Source organism: Companilactobacillus miaonis (assembly GCF_036913615.1).
In the GTDB taxonomy this organism is placed as follows: Bacteria; Bacillota; Bacilli; order Lactobacillales; family Lactobacillaceae; genus Companilactobacillus.
In genome coordinates this window covers 26828-43545 of the sequence record NZ_JAYKTX010000001.1, presented here as the reverse complement: position 1 = coordinate 43545, position 16718 = coordinate 26828, and the positions used below count along the sequence as shown (strand labels likewise).

At 33.3% G+C, this 16718-nt stretch carries 13 protein-coding genes; 6 read left to right on the top strand and 7 right to left on the bottom strand.

Features of this window, described 5'->3' with window-relative positions:
- Positions 1-34: 34 nt before the first annotated feature.
- Positions 35-1219, bottom strand: coding sequence for an amidohydrolase (locus tag U8521_RS00195; RefSeq protein ID WP_334351474.1), 1185 nt, complete (start codon positions 1217-1219; stop codon positions 35-37).
- Positions 1220-1372: 153 nt separating this feature from the next.
- Here U8521_RS00195 and U8521_RS00190 point away from each other — a divergent pair, with 153 nt between their 5' ends.
- Together U8521_RS00190 and U8521_RS00185 are read left to right on the top strand one after the other, a co-directional pair.
- Complete coding sequence (locus U8521_RS00190) at positions 1373-1951, top strand: DapH/DapD/GlmU-related protein (protein WP_334351473.1); 579 nt, start codon at positions 1373-1375, stop codon at positions 1949-1951.
- A 14-nt stretch (positions 1952-1965) separates the two neighbouring features.
- Positions 1966-2556, top strand: a complete 591-nt coding sequence (locus U8521_RS00185) for a sugar O-acetyltransferase (RefSeq protein WP_442886101.1) — start codon at positions 1966-1968, stop codon at positions 2554-2556.
- Positions 2557-2647: 91 nt separating this feature from the next.
- Here the strand turns inward: U8521_RS00185 and U8521_RS00180 are convergent, their stop codons facing one another.
- Both U8521_RS00180 and U8521_RS00175 read right to left on the bottom strand, forming a co-directional pair.
- Positions 2648-3271 (bottom strand): NAD(P)H-binding protein, encoded by a 624-nt coding sequence (locus U8521_RS00180; protein WP_334351472.1) that lies wholly within the window; start codon positions 3269-3271, stop codon positions 2648-2650.
- A gap of 310 nt (positions 3272-3581) precedes the next feature.
- Positions 3582-4751, bottom strand: coding sequence for an RNA-guided endonuclease TnpB family protein (locus tag U8521_RS00175; protein WP_334351471.1), 1170 nt, complete (start codon positions 4749-4751; stop codon positions 3582-3584).
- Between the two features lie 243 nt (positions 4752-4994).
- On the opposite strand from U8521_RS00175, the gene U8521_RS00170 reads away from it, so the two are divergent.
- A complete protein-coding gene (locus tag U8521_RS00170; RefSeq protein WP_334351470.1) occupies positions 4995-5858 on the top strand; it encodes an ABC transporter ATP-binding protein in 864 nt (287 codons plus the stop codon).
- Entirely contained in the window at positions 5848-6738 is an 891-nt protein-coding gene (locus tag U8521_RS00165) for an ABC transporter permease (protein ID WP_334351469.1), read from the top strand. The genes U8521_RS00170 and U8521_RS00165 overlap by 11 nt, the downstream gene beginning before the upstream one ends.
- Positions 6739-6764: 26 nt before the next feature.
- On the opposite strand, the gene U8521_RS00160 is transcribed toward U8521_RS00165, so the two are convergent.
- Positions 6765-7307: a TetR/AcrR family transcriptional regulator gene (locus U8521_RS00160; protein ID WP_334351468.1), complete on the bottom strand. Its 543-nt coding sequence runs from the start codon at positions 7305-7307 to the stop codon at positions 6765-6767.
- A gap of 309 nt (positions 7308-7616) precedes the next feature.
- Here U8521_RS00160 and U8521_RS00155 point away from each other — a divergent pair, with 309 nt between their 5' ends.
- Together U8521_RS00155 and U8521_RS00150 are read left to right on the top strand one after the other, a co-directional pair.
- The gene (locus U8521_RS00155; RefSeq protein WP_334351467.1) at positions 7617-8168 is read left to right on the top strand and encodes a GNAT family N-acetyltransferase; all 552 of its coding nucleotides are present in this window, start codon (positions 7617-7619) and stop codon (positions 8166-8168) included.
- A 12-nt stretch (positions 8169-8180) separates the two neighbouring features.
- Entirely contained in the window at positions 8181-11078 is a 2898-nt protein-coding gene (locus U8521_RS00150; protein ID WP_334351466.1) for an MMPL family transporter, read from the top strand.
- Positions 11079-13065: 1987 nt separating this feature from the next.
- Here U8521_RS00150 and U8521_RS00145 read toward each other — a convergent pair.
- The 3 genes from U8521_RS00145 to U8521_RS00135 all read right to left on the bottom strand — a co-directional run bounded on the left by U8521_RS00145 (position 13066) and on the right by U8521_RS00135 (position 16717).
- Complete coding sequence (locus U8521_RS00145; protein WP_334351465.1) at positions 13066-13911, bottom strand: metallophosphoesterase family protein; 846 nt, start codon at positions 13909-13911, stop codon at positions 13066-13068.
- A gap of 308 nt (positions 13912-14219) precedes the next feature.
- On the bottom strand, positions 14220-16019 hold the full coding sequence (gene recQ / locus U8521_RS00140; protein ID WP_334351464.1) for a DNA helicase RecQ: 1800 nt from the start codon (positions 16017-16019) through the stop codon (positions 14220-14222).
- A gap of 50 nt (positions 16020-16069) precedes the next feature.
- Complete coding sequence (locus U8521_RS00135; protein ID WP_334351463.1) at positions 16070-16717, bottom strand: TetR/AcrR family transcriptional regulator; 648 nt, start codon at positions 16715-16717, stop codon at positions 16070-16072.
- Between the last annotated feature and the right edge of the window lies 1 nt (position 16718).

Here is a 16718-nt window from a genome sequence, read left to right as displayed (position 1 = left end):
AAGTTAGTGTCATCGAAACTCTTTTTGTTTATTCTTAATTATTTAACAAGTTCAAAACAACCGTACCCATACTTTTTGCTGCAACGAGTAGACATTTTTCATCCATTAAAAACTCTGGACTGTGGTGGGGATGATTCATACCATCATCAGGATCACAGCCAACGTAGAAGAAACAACTGGGACGTTCTTGTGCAAAGTATGCAAAGTCTTCAGAAGGATCTTGGGGACCGCAATCAAAGACCTGTTTAACTTCGGAAATTTTAGCATCTTTGATTGAATTTACCACTTGTTTAGTTAATTCTTCATCGTTGACTAAAACTGGGTAATTGTCATTATAGTCAATTTCAACTTTCATATCGAACATTGTAGCAACGCTTTTAGCGATAGTTTCGATACATTGATGGATTGTTGATCTAGTAGATTCCTTCATGATTCGAACGTCACCTTTTAATTCAACGGAAGCTTTAATAGCGTTGTTTGAACCTACGCCGTCAAATGAACCAATCGTAACGCTGGCTGTATCAAAGGGGTCGATATTACGTGAAACAACTGTCTGTAAGGCCGTAACGAAATAACTACCGGCAACGATACTGTCTTTTGATAAGTGGGGCATTGAAGCATGTCCGCCTTTACCGATAAATTTGATTAAAAAATCTGCTCGACCAGTTTGCGTTTCACCCCAGTGATAACCAATAGAGCCAGTTGGCATCGAAGTCATAACGTGTGCACCAACAACTTCGTCAATACCATCGAGGACTCCATCTTTAATCATACTTTTAGCACCACCTGGAGTGATTTCTTCGGCAGGCTGATGAATAATTCTAATTTTGCCACTTAACTTATTCTTCATTTGATATAAATTCTTAGCTAAAACCATCATGTAAGCTGTATGTCCGTCGTGGCCGCAAGCATGCATGACACCTGAATTTTCTGACTTAAAGGAGAGGTCATTTTTTTCTTGAATAGCTAAAGCGTCAAAGTCAGCTCGTAAAGCAATTGATTTTCCAGGTCGATCTGAATCAATATCGATTGCAAAACCGTAGCCGTCGCCATAATCTTTAGTTTCAATACCTAATTTATGATAGAAGTCCTTGATATATTTTGAAGTATTTTTTTCGTGGAAAGATGTTTCAGGATGTTGATGAAGGTAGCGGCGAATTTGGATAATTTCTGTTTCAGAATCGTTCAAAGCTTGCATTAATTCATTTTGAATTGTCAATTGATTCACTCCTCTTAACTCTTGATACTTCAAATGTAACACAAAAGGGAAATTTATTTGTTATGCAATAAGCGTATTTCTTTGAATACAAGATAAGTATTAGATAAAACTCAAATTATCCTTTACGCTAAAAGTAAAATGCAAGGAAAGAATGTGTTCAAAATCAACAAAGAAGAAGTTTTGAAGAAGGCACGCGAAGGTGGCAACTTAAAATTTACTAAAGAAGAACTCGGATTAGTAGATGAAATCGTTGAAAAAAATTCACTGATAATTGACCAAATCAATCAGCATTCGCATAATACAAAACAACGTCGAGAACTATTTAGTCAGTTGTACGGATATCAAATTCCCGAAACGACTGATATCAAGGCACCTTATAACGCTGACGTGGGATGTCAAACATTTGTCAAAGGCAACGTTTTTATTAATAAAGATTGTTTCTTCATGGATCTTGGTGGAATTTGGATCGATGAACAAGTCAAAATCGGTCCTCGAGTTAGTCTAATAACGGTTAATCACGCTGAAGATCCTAATCATCGGGATGACCTAATTACAGGTTCAATCCATATTGAAAAAAATGCTTGGTTAGGGGCTAATGTGACTGTTTTGCCCGGAGTAACTATTGGTGAAAATTCAATCGTCGGGGCTAATGCTTTAGTGACTAAGGACGTTGAACCAAATAGTATTTATGTGGGTTCGCCAGCTAAAAAATTACGTGATTTAAGATACTAAAGGAGAGATTTATTTTGATGACAGAACACGAAAAATTATTAGCAGGACAAGATTATGATTATCGTGACCCTGAGTTACAGGGGATGATTCAAGATGCCAGGCAATTAATTTCCAAATTGAATAACGAGGCAGAGAAAAATAAAAAACAAGCAATTGCAAATGAACTCTTTGCACACATTGGTACAAATCTAACAATCAATGGTGACATCGGAGCAATTTATGGAAAACATATTTCTTTTGGTAATGACGATTTCGTCAATGGCAATTGTTACTTCCAAGATTCCAATAAAATAACTTTTGGTGACCGTGTAATCATAGCGCCCGATACTAAATTCTATTGTGGAGAACATTCATTAGATGCTACTAAACGTTTTGGAACTAGAGATGACGGTAGTAAATATTTAATTACTTATACTCAATCAATTTCTGTTGGTAATGATGTATGGATAGGTGGCAACTGCACCATAATTGGCGGTGTCCACATTGGTAATAATGTTATTATCGGAGCTGGAGCGGTTGTTGTTAAAGATGTTCCAGATAATTGTGTTGTCGGTGGGGTTCCCGCTAAAATCATCAAGAAATTACCTGCTTTAACGACAAAATAAAATTAATGATTTTGTAAATTTTAGATAGAAAAACTTCATTAACACCTTCAATGTTTTAAGAATTGAATTTGTTAATGAAGTTTTTTTCATTTTATCTTGTTGGTTGATTAAGTCCAAGACTACCACGAGAAGCATGTAAATCACCAGTAATAAGTCGTACTGCAACTGAACCGACTGAAGAGATGGTTGTCGTATTTCCCGAAACATTCTCGCCACGATGTGTAATTACAACTGAATCAGGTCCAGGGACCAAAAAACCAGGTCGAAGGAGGGTATAATCCAATGAAGATTCCTCAATTACTTTAGCTGCACGAAGATTATGAATTTGAGCAGGGTTGTTATCAACATTATCCTGTGCACCAACTGATTTAGGAATTTCGTTGTAAATTCCCATAGCGACCATAAAAATCAATCGTTTAAGATGTAATTCCTGCATAGCGTTAATAATATCTTGGGCTAATCTAGCAAGTTCATCAGGATCACCCTCAGATGAAAGGGCAGAAAACACGATATCTTGTCCTTTCATTGCTTTGATCAATGCATCATGATCGTGTACGTCAAGTTGAGCTAGTTTTTCCCGTTTGGGATTTGGTGTAAGTTGATTAGCATGTCGTGAAACTAATGTTAAATGTGCATCCGTTTGTGATAAAAGTGCTTTTCGAACACCGGAGCCAGCTGTCCCTGATGCACCTAACAATAAAATATTTTTAGCCATTAAAATTTCTCCTTTTATTCTTAATAATAATAAAAATCAAAATTATGTAAAATACTTATAATGATACGACTACAATTCAAATATCGAATAGTTCTTTTGAGTCATTTATTTCAATTGGTTTCATAAGTTACCATGGTACCAATAGTGGACCGCAACTTTCTCTTTTTTGATGCTATATTAAAATCACAATAAATCAAAAGCGAGGAAACATTATGACAGAATGTGAACTACGTCGGCACTAAAGTACCGAGTTTCTAGGAACATTCCATACTTGCCAACTAGCATTTCAACTAGTCGGTAGAGGCTAGAACTATCTTACTAAGGCTTGTTCCAAGCCATTGTTTAATATGTTTTTACTTGCATTAATGTCACGATCATGATGAATACCACAACTAGGACAATCCCATTCTCTAATATTTAACTTGTGTTTACCGTCATCGTAACCACAGTTAGAACAGATTTGACTAGTTTTGAATGGATTAACAACCAGAAGTTTCTTGCCGTACCATTCACATTTGTATTCAAGCATTACTCTTAATGCTCTCCATGATTGATTAGCGATGGCACGTGATAGTTTATGATTGCCAAGAAGATTTTTGGTTTTCAAATCTTCAATAATAATCAAATCATTATTTTCGACTAATTCACGAGTTATTTTATGGAGATAGTCTTTTCTTTGATTAGCAATTTTTTCACTATACTTAGCTACCATTAGTTTAGCTTTCATATAATTTGAATATTGTTCTAAAGGTTTTGGATCAATTAATCCAAATTTCTTCTTATACTGAATATCCTTTAGAGCTTGATTACGTCTTCTAGCTAATCGTTTTTCCCAATAGTGTTTCTTTTTGGCAAGTTTCTTATCAAAACGGATAGTTTTATACTTACTTCCGTCTGAACAGATTACTAAATCAGAAACACCCATATCAAGACCGACAGACTTGTTTGTCTTTGGTAATTGAGATATTTCTTCATCAACTGTAAGAATTGCATAGTACTTGTTAGTTGATGGTTTACGAATAGTCACGTACTTGATGATACTAGGGATAGCTTTCTTGTTCTTATATTTCATTACTCCAAGTTTAGGTAATTTAATATAAGAACCATCAATGATTTCAACATTGTTATTAACAAATTTAGATTGATAACTTTGTTTTGGATATTTCTTACTTTTGAATCGTGGGAATTTACGTTTTTTACTAAAGAATCCCTTGTACGCCTCAAATAAGTCTTTATTAGAAACTTGTAAACTAGTACTTTCGGCTTTCTTTAACCAAGTATGTTCTTTTTTGAAAACTGTTAAAATGTAATTCAAGTCAAATGCTTTCAAAGATTTCAAATCAGGATTATTTTCATGACGTTTGATCATCATGTCTAACATATTATTCCAAACAAAACGATTAGCACCAAAGTTATATTCAATCAATTCCTTCTGGTAACTATTTGGATAGATACGTAGTTTGATACCCTTTAAAACCATATGAACCCCCTCCCATGATTTGGTATCGTAATTATATCACACGTAGGGGAACATATGTTTGTGAAAACACCTAAAATCGCACAAATCATTGATTCATCACGGCAATAAATTACCGTGTTTTCTCAATTAGCGATTTTTATAAATTATAATTTATGAATCGAATATCAACACTTTAAAGAAAATTGCTTATTGAACATAACCATCAATCTCCATTATCCTTAAAAAAGATAGGAAGAGGTTAATTTGGAAAAAATAATATCAGTTGAGCATCTTGTAAAAAATTATGATAACCACAAAGCAGTTAATGACCTAAATTTCAGCGTCGAAAAGGGTAGTTTTACAGCATTTCTTGGTGCAAATGGTGCTGGCAAATCTACTACAATATCAATCTTAACTACTTTATTAAAATCCACATCGGGCCAAGTTAAAGTAGCTGGATTCAAAATAGGTACAGATGATGCCAAGATTCGTGAACAAATAGGTGTCGTTTTTCAGTCATCAATTTTGGACAATCTTTTAACACCAAAAGAAATCTTAGAAACTAGGGGCAAATTATACAATTTATCAAAAGAAACATTACAAGATAGAATAAATAATTTAAGACAATTATTGGATATGAGTGAGTTCTTTAATCGCCACTATGAATTATTATCAGGCGGACAACGTCGAAGAGTCGATATTGCTCGGGCATTGATTCATGAACCAGCAATTCTCTTTTTAGATGAACCGACTACTGGATTAGATCCACTAAGTCGAAGACAAGTTTGGAATACTATCGAAAAGCTAAGAAAAAATCAACATTTAACAATTTTCTTAACAACACACTATATGGAAGAAGTGGATAACGCTGATAAAGTATTAATCATAAGTAATGGTCAATTAAGAGCAATGGGGACACCATATGAACTGAAGAAAAAATTTGCCAGAAATACACTAGATATTATGATGAACGATAAAAAAGAAACCATCTATTTTAAAGAAACTAAGGCTGCCCTTAATTATTTGGAAAATCATTTTACTGAAATCGATGATTTCGAATATCGCCATGGTTCTATGGATGATGTATTTTTAAATGTGACCAATGGAGAAAAACAATATGATGATTAATCGACTAATTTCACTAACTCAAAGAAATATCAAGGTGTTTTATAGGGATAAATCAAGGTTAATTTTCTCATTATTTTCTCCAGCTATTGTCTTAGTTCTATATGAAGTATTTTTAAAACAAAATATGATTAACGAATTTACACAAGCTTTCTCCAGTTTATCATTGTCTGATTCTCGAATAGAAGGATTGGTTCAATCATGGATAATTTCGGGGGCATTATATTTAACAACTCTTTCCGCCGCAGCTGCCGCGATAAATGGATATTCTTATGACCGCATAGAGAAGAGATTTGATGACTTTTTTGTCACACCAATTTCAAGATTTGAATTAGCCTTGAGCTATTTATTATCGACCATGATAGTTACATTTGTCGTTACCATGACTTTATATTTAGTTTCATTAATAGTACTAGGTAAGTATCTATTCTTTAGTTTGGAAATTATCGAAGTGATTTTTTTGGAAAGTCTTTTATCATCAGCAATATTGTCATTTTTCTCGATGGTTTTCGTTCATTCGGAAGGTGGTGCAACAACAGTTGTATCCTTAGTTAACTCTTTAGGTGGTTTCTTTGCTGGAGTTTACATTTCTTTTGGGACATTGGGTACCACGTTGGTTAATATCTTAGGATGTCTTCCATTCGCTCAAGGGTCTACCTTATTTAGATATCAATTCATGAATGCTAAACTTGAAGAAATTTTAAGTACAATTCCCAGCAATATGCGACTCGATGTTAAGGAGAAAGTCTATTCTTCATTAGGAATCTCCATAAAAGTTTTTGACAAAAGTATTTCCATCACTGGAATTCAAATCATTGCTTTATTTCTCATAATTATTTTAACAATTTTAGCTTCAATATCATTGACCAGGAAAAAAGACTAGCGATTGCTTCAATCGCCAGTCTTTTTTTAGTCAAATTTACTTAAAATATCCGTCAGTTGCTGAATCATACAATCTTCTGATAATCCATAGGTACCTAGTTGCCAGGCCATAAGTACGCCCACGATCCCATTAACGTTATAAATAACATCTATTACGTCTGATGAGTCTGTTTTATCAATATTTTCTTTAATTAGAATTTTTTCCACAAATAATTGTCTAACTTTTTCAATGAAAGATGGTCCTCGATCGGAATTTAGCAAAACCGAAAAAACGTCTTCTTTTTGGTCAACATAGTTAATAATATGTTTGGTCAAATCTCGAAAATTTGTGCTTGAACCTTCAAGATAAGTTTCATCGAATGCTGATTCCAAATCATTTAATACCATTTTGACGACCTGATCATATAAATCAAAAACATCTTTGTAATGGAGATAAAAGGTTCCACGATTAATATTTGCATTTCTTGTGATTTCAGCTACAGAAATTTGAGACAACTTTTTTTGAGATAACAACTTTAAAAAAACTTCAATTATAATTTGTTCAGTTTTGATGGTCCTTCGATCAGACAAGACTATTCCCTCCACGTCATGGAATACTATTTCTATTTTAAGTATATTGAAATTATTCATCCCAATCAACACGTGTTCAATATTTGCTTTTATTTCTATCAACAATAATGCCAAAAGTGTTTAGTAATCAACGCTTTTGGCATTATTGTTTGGTGACTGATGATAAATAGCAAGTTAATATATAAAAGTAAGTTAATCAACACATGTTCATAAATGGAAGGTGAATAAACAATCGATTATTGTAAAGCAACTAAACAAGATATTCCAAAAATTGCAAAACTTTTAGCAGATTCATTTAAAAATTACCCGTTGTATACAGAATTTGTTAAACCATATTTCAAGAAAACAGATTTATACCATAAATTCTTAGTCAGCTTATTTTTAATTCAATCAAGAATTGAATTAAAAAAGGGGATTGGAATACTGATTGTAGATAACGGGCAACTAATAGGCATCGCATTTTTCGGTCCTAGCCATACTATTACTGATTTATGGGATTACCTGTGGGCTGGTGGATTGAAACTTATTCCATATTTAAAAAATAAAATGCTATTTGAACTTTTGAAACAAAATAATCTTGCTGAAGAAGCATGCCAAAATGAAGCCGGAAAAGGTACTTGGTATTTGAGTTTATTAGCAATAGATGCCAGGTATCAAGGCCAACACCTAGGAAGTGATCTTTTAAATCATCATATTTTCTCATATTTAAAAGTAAAACAGGTAAAAAAATTAACCTTAATAACTAACACTGAAAATAATTGTAATTTTTATAAGAAGAATGGTTTTAAGAATTTTGACATAAACATTTTAGGTTCAAAAGAGCATACGGTGAATAACTGGTCATTTATAAAAAACATTTAGAGGTATATAAAATTGAAGAAATTTAAAAGTAGCTACGTTTGGGCAATAGTGGTCTGGATTATTTTGGCCTTTGTTGCTGTCATTACGCTTCCAAACACTACACAGCTAATCAAAGAAAAAGGGCAAATCACCTTACCCAGCAAGAGTGAAAGCTCTAAAGCCAATAAATTAGCTAAAGAAGTTAGTGGTGGCAAGTCTGGGACTGATGTAACCTTGGTTTACCATAATAATCAAGGTTTAACTACTGATCAACAGTATCTAATAGCGGATAAAGCAAAAGAATTAAAAAATGATAAATCTGAATATGGAATCAAGTCAGTTACTAGTGCCGCTGATAGTGAATCCGTTAAAAGTCAGGTATTATCAAAAAATAAGAAGACTGAATTAATTGTTCTAACTGTTTCAAACAAAGGTTCATTGATTAATCGAGCCGAGAAAATACAAACTAATTCCAAAATAAATGGAGTGAAGACTTATATAACTGGTAGTGATCTTCTAACAGATGAATTCTCTCAAATCACTGAGAAAGGTATTCAAAAGACTGAATTAATAGCTGCTATATTCATTTTCATTGTATTGATTTTAGTTTTCAAATCACCTATAGTTCCAATTATTTCATTGTTGAACGTTGGAGTAGCATTGGTTGTTTCACTTGGATTAATAATGAATCTTGCCAAATATGCTAGTTTACCATTATCAGATTTCACTCAAGTTTTCTTAGTAGTTGTTCTCTTTGGTATCGGAACAGATTACAATATTTTACTGTATGATAAGTTCAAAGAAGAATTAATAAAAGGTCTGGACAAGCATAGTGCTGCACGGAGCGCACAAAAGAGTGCTGGCAAAACTATGTTATACAGTGGATCATCAGTATTAATTGGATTTGCTGTTTTAATTTTAGCTCAATTTTCGTTTTATCGCTCTGCTTTTGGAGTCTCCATTGGTGTATTTATATTATTAGCAGTTCTTTTATCCTTAAATATGTTTTTCATGCATTGGTTAGGAAAGAAAATGTTTTGGCCATCTAAAAACTTTAATAAAGCAACTACTAGTAAATTGTGGTTTGGTTTATCTAAAACAGCAATTCAACGTCCTTTCATCGCTTTAGGATTAATCGGAATTTTCGGTGGAATGTTTGCATTGAATGGATACGGAACATTGAACTTCAATACTGCCGATGAAATTCCCGATTCAAATTCTAAAAAACAAGGATATTTAATAGTTCAAAAAGATTTCTCGAAAGGAACTGCATCACCTACAACGCTTTATATTAAGTCTGACAAAAAATTAACTAACCAAGCTGATTTAGCCACATTAGATAAATTGACGGATTACTTAAAGAAAGAAAAAGGTATAAAGCAAGTTATGTCTGTCACTCAACCTACGGGCAAGAGAATTAAAGCACTGTATCTTAATAAACAGCTCAAAACCCTAACTAATGGTTTAACTCAATCAAACAAAGGACTTAGTACCATTAATAGTGGTTTGAACAGTGCCTCTTCACAAATTAGTAGTGCTAACGTTCAAAAACAATTGCAGAGCGTTAATACATTAGCTGAAGGTACTGAAGAACTTCAAAGTGGAATGTCACAATTGGGTAGTGGAGCCAATACCTTGTCAAATGGTTTAAGTCAAACTGCTCAAGGAAGTAATGAGCTTCAAGAACAATATAGCCAAGTTAATCAACAAGTACAAAAATTATCATCGTTGCAATCACAACTATCTGAATTATCTGAGCTTACTGGCAGCCAATCAATAACCAATATTTCTAATAAATTGATTGAAGCCGCTTCTATATCAAATTCAATCAATAGTGGCATATCATCATTAAATTCTGCTATCGGTCAAATAAATTCATCAACACCGGAACTCACTTCTGGCATTTCTGAAACTTCTAGTGGAAGTCAAGAATTAGTATCAAGTGGATCAGAATTGACCAGTTCGGCATCAACATTATTGAGTGGGACTCAAAGCGTCAATTCAGGAGTTCAAGAGTTAAATCAACAGCTTCAATCTCTAGGCTCTCAAGTAACTCAACTTAGCTCTGGATTATCTAGTGCAAGTACAGGGATTACGCAAGTAAAAGATGGATTAACAAGCATAAAAGATTATCTTAATAATTTAAAAGATTCTTATATGGGAAATGAATTTTATATTCCTAAATCTAGTTTGAATGATTCATCATTAAAAGAATCCTACGATACTTATTTCTCTAAAAACCATAAAATTGCTACTTTGTCAGTTATTTTAAAAGATGATCCAAGTAGTTCTAAAGCAATGAAGACTATTCAACGTTTAGAAAGCGATACTAAAGCTAGATTAAAGGGCACATCGCTTGAAAGCTCACAAGTAGCTTATGGTGGAGAGACATCTCAAAATGCTGATTTGAAAGAATTAGCTAATAGTGATTTCTCAAGAACGGCGATTATTATGTTAATTGGTATTGGTCTAGCTTTGATATTGGTCACACGATCAATAATGCAACCATTAATAATTCTATTAACTTTGATAATTACTTATGTGACATCAATGGGTATTACCAAATGGATCTCCGGAACATTCCTTGGAGACGATATGTTGACTTGGAACACACCATTTTTCACATTTATCATGTTAGTAGCTTTGGAAGTCGACTATAGTATCTTCTTAATGATGCGGTATCGGGAAGAACTAAATAATGGTAATTCAGCCACAGAAAGTATTTTAAATGCAGCCAAAATAATTGGAGCTGTGGTCTTATCTGCAGTGATTATTCTTGGTGGTACATTTGCCGCATTAATTCCTTCGGGTGTCACAACACTTATTCAAGTTGCTATTGGTGTAATTACAGGACTAATTATCTTACTATTGATTTTACCAATGACAATATCTGCCTATATAAAGAATACATATGGCGACAATAATAAATAATACTTGATTGTAAATGTAACTAATCATAATTGAAAAAATTCCTTATGATTAGTTATTTTTTTATTTCCACGTTGACCAAGAAACAATCTTTCATTGCTTTGAAATTAAAGAAGCTCTTTTTATGAGTATTCTATTGGAAAATTACTATTTGTTTTTCTCCAATAGTACATAAGCTAAAGTATGTTATGCCACGTCAACTTTATCCGATCCCGATTCAAGTCATAGCGGAAGGAAAGTCAGTTGTATGGGTAAACGTATCAGCATTAATAAAAGACGTTGCTGTCAATGGTGTTTCTCATAGAACGCCGTAAAAAAAGCAGCTTTATTTATGACGTCAAAGTATAAATAAACGTCAATCAACTAAAAATGAAATCAGATTACCACAAAATATTTTTAATGCTGTTTTGGAACTTTGATATTCATTCGATATTCATTTAACAATCTTCTTTATAAGAAATAATTAAATATTTATGATTATTGTTTATTTATATGTAAATCGGTAATATTAAAAAAAAGCAGTAATGCAAAGTTATATAGAAAATACTGGAATAGTGGAGGAACGTTACTTTTGATAAAATCATTATTGATTTCAGTTATATACTTGATTGCTATAACAATTATTGTCATAAGTGTAAACAAATTAATAACGTTAAATATGAATACAAAAATAACCAGTGAAACAAGCGTTCATACAATTGCAAAATTGATTGCTGCAAGGTATCCAAATGAGTCCAAAATGCTATTGAAAGTTAAAAGAATTTCGAAAATCTTGATTACTCTTTTTTTTATTTCTTATGTAGTCTTTCTAGTCTTATTTGTAATGAGACAACTTGACTTGATTATTTCCCTGCAGATAATTCCAATTTGCTTAATAGTTTCAATTCTTCTGTCCATAATTCAGATAGTCCAATATAAACTAAGCAGTAATGTTACTAACAATTATCTGAAAAAGAATAACTCAAAGAATAAAGTTGATATACTTAATTTTTTAGTTCTTGACAAGCAATACGCCATTACTTGGGTTTTTATTAATATTGCATTTATATTTTTCCCAATTTCAATTTATTTTCTATATTAATAAAAGATTCGTTTAATTTACTGAATATAAATTTGACGACGTCAATATTAATCAAGTTGAATTCTTATCTAAAAAAGATTCAGAAAATCGTAATGATCTCTGGATCTTTTTTATTTAGGACTTTTGTCTCAAACCCATTTATATGTGTTATGTTTTAATTTTTTATTTCAAAAATACTTGATAGTACTATCAAATTTGAGAGGGAAGAAACCATAATGTGAATATTTTTCTATTGTCTTTAAATCAATTGTTGATTTTAGAAAACTTAAGCATTATTTCTTTATAGTGATAAATAAGTGTAGATAATCTACGATAAGCAGCAAAGAGATCGATACTTGCTAAATAGTTTAAAAATTACATATCTTGAAGCAAATGTGTTAGTCCCATGCAATTAATAGCAACAAATCAGAAAAGAATTATTTTTAATCCAGGATACGGATGAATTAGTGGATAATTCATCATAATTAAAACGAAAATATATTAAATTCCATGATCAACCAAAGATTTGACCATCAAAATAAGCGTTAAAAAAAGCTAAATTCTAGTTATTTAGTAATATATGTGAATCTGCACATATATTTATAAAAATCTCGGGTTAGTGGTAAAATTCAATCTAAAAAATTAGACTAAACAACGAAATCTAATCAGATGGCTTATGAAGTTGCCAATCAATGATCCAAGCGAGCTTTTAGCAGAATTGTTTTAATGTCAGATATATAATGCATCCAGAGAATTCATTGTCAGTTTTATTTTTGAAAAGAAAAATAGGAGTTGAATTAAAAATGTCGAACAGTAGCAGAGTAAAAAGTGGAGCAGAACAAAAAACATCAAAATCCAATCACTAAATCGAATTTTGATGTTTAAGGTTACATAATATGTATTATAAGAAGTTATGTTATTTTACGAAAATCACTCAAGAGTCTTTAAATATTTTAAAGCATCTTCTTTATAATGATGTTTGGCGATCACAGCATTTAAAACTTCATTATCATGAGTAAAAGCTTTGCCTTCAGTAAAGATTTTTTCATACATTTCAAAAAATGGTAATGGATTGTCTTTAGCGAATAGCAATTCATCTTCAATTGAATAGTCAACTTTTCTGAAGTCAATTCCACGATAAGTTGATCGATCAAAAGTTAAAATGGCGTACTGAGCGCGTCTGTCAGCACTGAATTTACTCCAAGCAGTGTATGGTTGTCCAATCGAGCCAGGATTGATGACTAGTTGATCTTTACTGCTGGTTCTGAGCAATTGATGGTGTGTATGAGCGTATACAGCAATGTCACAATCGTCATCAAACAACAATTTATCGAAGTTTTGCTGCTTTTCATAAGGTAGCAATTCATGTCCAAAGTTCTTTTGCGGATAGTTGTGCGCTAAGGTGATATTGAGGTCACCAACAGTTGTTTTGGCAGTAATAGGCCATTGACGCATCTGATCGATGTATTTTTGATCGAGGTTTTGATAAATATACTTGTATAATTCCAGTATATAGGTAGTCTGAGGTTCGTTGATGTACTGCTTGCTAATTGAAGAAACATCTTCAAACAAAAAGTCGTCCCAATTTCCACGTAACTTGATAGTAGTGTTAACCGAGTCGAGGAGTTTCAAAATTGCGTTAGTCCCAGGGCCGGGCATAAGTAAATCACCGAGAAACCAATACTCCTCTACGCCCTGCTTTTCTGCATCTTGAAGTACCCTCTTAAATGCTGTGTAATTTCCATGTATGTCTGATATTAGTGCAATTTTTTTCATAGTTACTCTCTTTTTTTGTTTCTATGTTTTCGTAAAACATTTATTATAATTTAAAAATTTTATTCACCTTTTTGATTTAGACGCGTTCTCTGTGCTTCAGTTCGCATAAAAATGCATCAACTCATCACAAAAAAGTCAAAAACAGCTCCATATATAACGTCTATATTGAACTTTTTTCCACTTTTAAGCTTCATTTTCGGCTTTTAGGGACTTCTCCACTTTCAAGAATCCCTTTAAACCGGCCTTCTCTACTGGTTTCTTTTTTTGTCTTGTTTTCGTAAAACATTTCGTTATACTCTACTTCAAAACTAACCGGAAACTTTTTCGCTTTGATACTCAGCGATAGCTTTAAGAAAGACTTCCCCATACTGTTCGAGTTTCATCTTTCCGACCCCACTGACGTCCAAAAATTCTTCACTGCTAGTTGGTAAGAGTTCACACATATTCTTCAAAGTCCGATCAGAGAAAATAATAAACGGTGCTACCTCTTGCTTGCGAGCTAATTCTAAACGTAATTTACGTAACTTTTCAAATAGATCCACGTCAAAACTACCGTCAGCCACGATTGATTTAGGCTCTGAGGGCATTTCTTCTTCTTTGCGACGGATTACATTTAGCTTACCTTTTAGAACCTGAAGCCCTTTATCAGACAACAAAAGCGTTGGATATCTCCCATTGCTGCTCTTTAAATAACCATTGGCCGATAGAAAATCAATCAAACGACCAGTTTGCTTCAAGGTATTGTCCTTCATGATCCCAAAAGTTGATAATTCCTCAAAGTGACGCCAATCATTAGCAACGTCATCTTTTCCAACTAAAACCCGAGTGATGGTTTTTTTACCATAGCGCTGATGCATTCTAACAATACAACTGAGCACTTTTTGGGAATCACTGGTAATATCAACGATCTCCCGATTATCTAGACAGTTAGAACAACGACCACATGGCTGAGTATCTTCCTCACCGAAATAATCCAGTATAAACTTCATCAAACAAGACTCCGTACCGGCATACTGACTCATTTTGAACAATTTATTCTTCAGACTCAACTTATATTGGTCATCACCTAAAGATTTATCAATAAAGAAGCGATGCAATTGTAAATCAGCTGGAGCAAATAACAAGACAGCTTCTGCCGGCAATCCATCACGACCAGCACGACCAACTTCTTGATAATAGTTTTCAATCGTCCCTGGAATCGTATAGTGAAGCACATATCTGACGTTAGTCTTATTGATTCCCATACCAAAAGCATTCGTAGCAATAATCAAATCAATCTTATCAAATAAGAAGTCCTCTTGTTGCTGATGCCGCTCTTCATCACTTAATCCAGCGTGATAGCGGCCGACTTTAAAACCCTTATTCAGTAAAAATTGATAGAGATTATCAACGTCTTCACGCCGACCAGCGTAGATAATACCTGACTCATTGTGATGTGACTCCACGTAATTCAAAACAAACTTCATCTTATCGACACCACGTTCAATTTTTAAGGTTAGATTTGTTCTAGCAAAACCAGTTTTGACAATGTTTTCAGTTGGAATATCTAAAATATCCGCCAAGTCATTTTGAACTTGTTCAGTTGCCGTCGCCGTCAAGGCTAACCAAGCCGGGTTACCCGGTAATTGCTTTAAGGGTTCAACCATCTTCAAATAACTACTCCGAAAATCATGACCCCATGACGACAAAACATGAGCTTCATCAATTGCAATCAAAGAAATATCGATTTGTGATAGCCAACTGTAAAATTCCTCGTTGACTATTTTCTCCGGGGCTACAAACAGTAATTTGACTGCACCAGTTTCAATATAGCGCATCCGTTCTTCTCGGTCGTGCCACTCGACAGTACTGTTCAAAAAAGTTGCGGGAATCCCAACTTCATTCAAACTGTCGACTTGATCCTTCATCAAAGAAATCAGTGGTGAGACGACCAAAGTTAATCCTGGTAAAACCGTGGCTGGCAATTGATAACAGATTGACTTTCCGCCACCCGTTGGCATGATGCCCATAGCTTTTTTACCAGCTAAAACCATTTCAATCAGTTCTTTTTGACCGGTTCGAAAAGTATCATATCCAAATTCATCTTTTAAAATCGTTTCTAAATTCAAGGTCAATTTCTCCCTTGCTCTAAAAATACTAAAATAAGCATATCACACTCTTATGATTTTCTAATTGCTAGAATTACGTTTTGAATAATTTTGTCCAGTTGTTTTTCTAAAATTTTCTCATCATCAACTACCAGGATTCTTTGCGATTGGATGAAATAAAAGACCAATTGACCAACAAAAACATGAATGAAATCCTCTAATGTCACATCATCCCTCAACTCATCAGTATCTTGTAGCGATTTCCAAAGTTCCTTCGCAAAAGTTTTCTTAAAGAGTTCAATCTTCTCAAGTAACATGTTTCTGATCGAATCGTCAATCAAAGTTTGAGCGACCAAGATCAATGCTGCATCTTTATTTTGCTTGAGAAAATAAAAACGATCATAAGCCATGAAGCGAATCAATTCTTCTAAATCACCACCATTATTTTTAATTTCCTCAACAAAATCTTGCCCGTATGTTGGCAAAATATGCTCGATCATTGGTTTAATGATCACCTGCAACAATTCTTCTTTCGATTTAAAATATTTAAAAATGGTTGCTTGACTCATTTGTGACTCTTTTGAAATCATCGCTGTCGAGGTAGCGTGATAGCCATACTGAGAGAATAATGACATGGCTGCTTTAATTACCTTTTGCTTACCTTTTGGCATTTGCTTCATATTTAACCAATTATCGACATCTTCAAACACTCTATTCATA

Bases quoted from the DNA above. Each gene is read 5' to 3' on its own strand.
- U8521_RS00180 (WP_334351472.1), bottom strand. From the start codon at position 3,271: ATGGCTAAAAATATTTTATTGTTAGGTGCATCAGGGACAGCTGGCTCC.
- U8521_RS00175 (WP_334351471.1), bottom strand. From the start codon at position 4,751: ATGGTTTTAAAGGGTATCAAACTACGTATCTATCCAAATAGTTACCAG.
- U8521_RS00165 (WP_334351469.1), top strand. From the start codon at position 5,848: ATGATGATTAATCGACTAATTTCACTAACTCAAAGAAATATCAAGGTG.
- U8521_RS00145 (WP_334351465.1), bottom strand. From the start codon at position 13,911: ATGAAAAAAATTGCACTAATATCAGACATACATGGAAATTACACAGCA.
- U8521_RS00135 (WP_334351463.1), bottom strand. From the start codon at position 16,717: ATGAATAGAGTGTTTGAAGATGTCGATAATTGGTTAAATATGAAGCAA.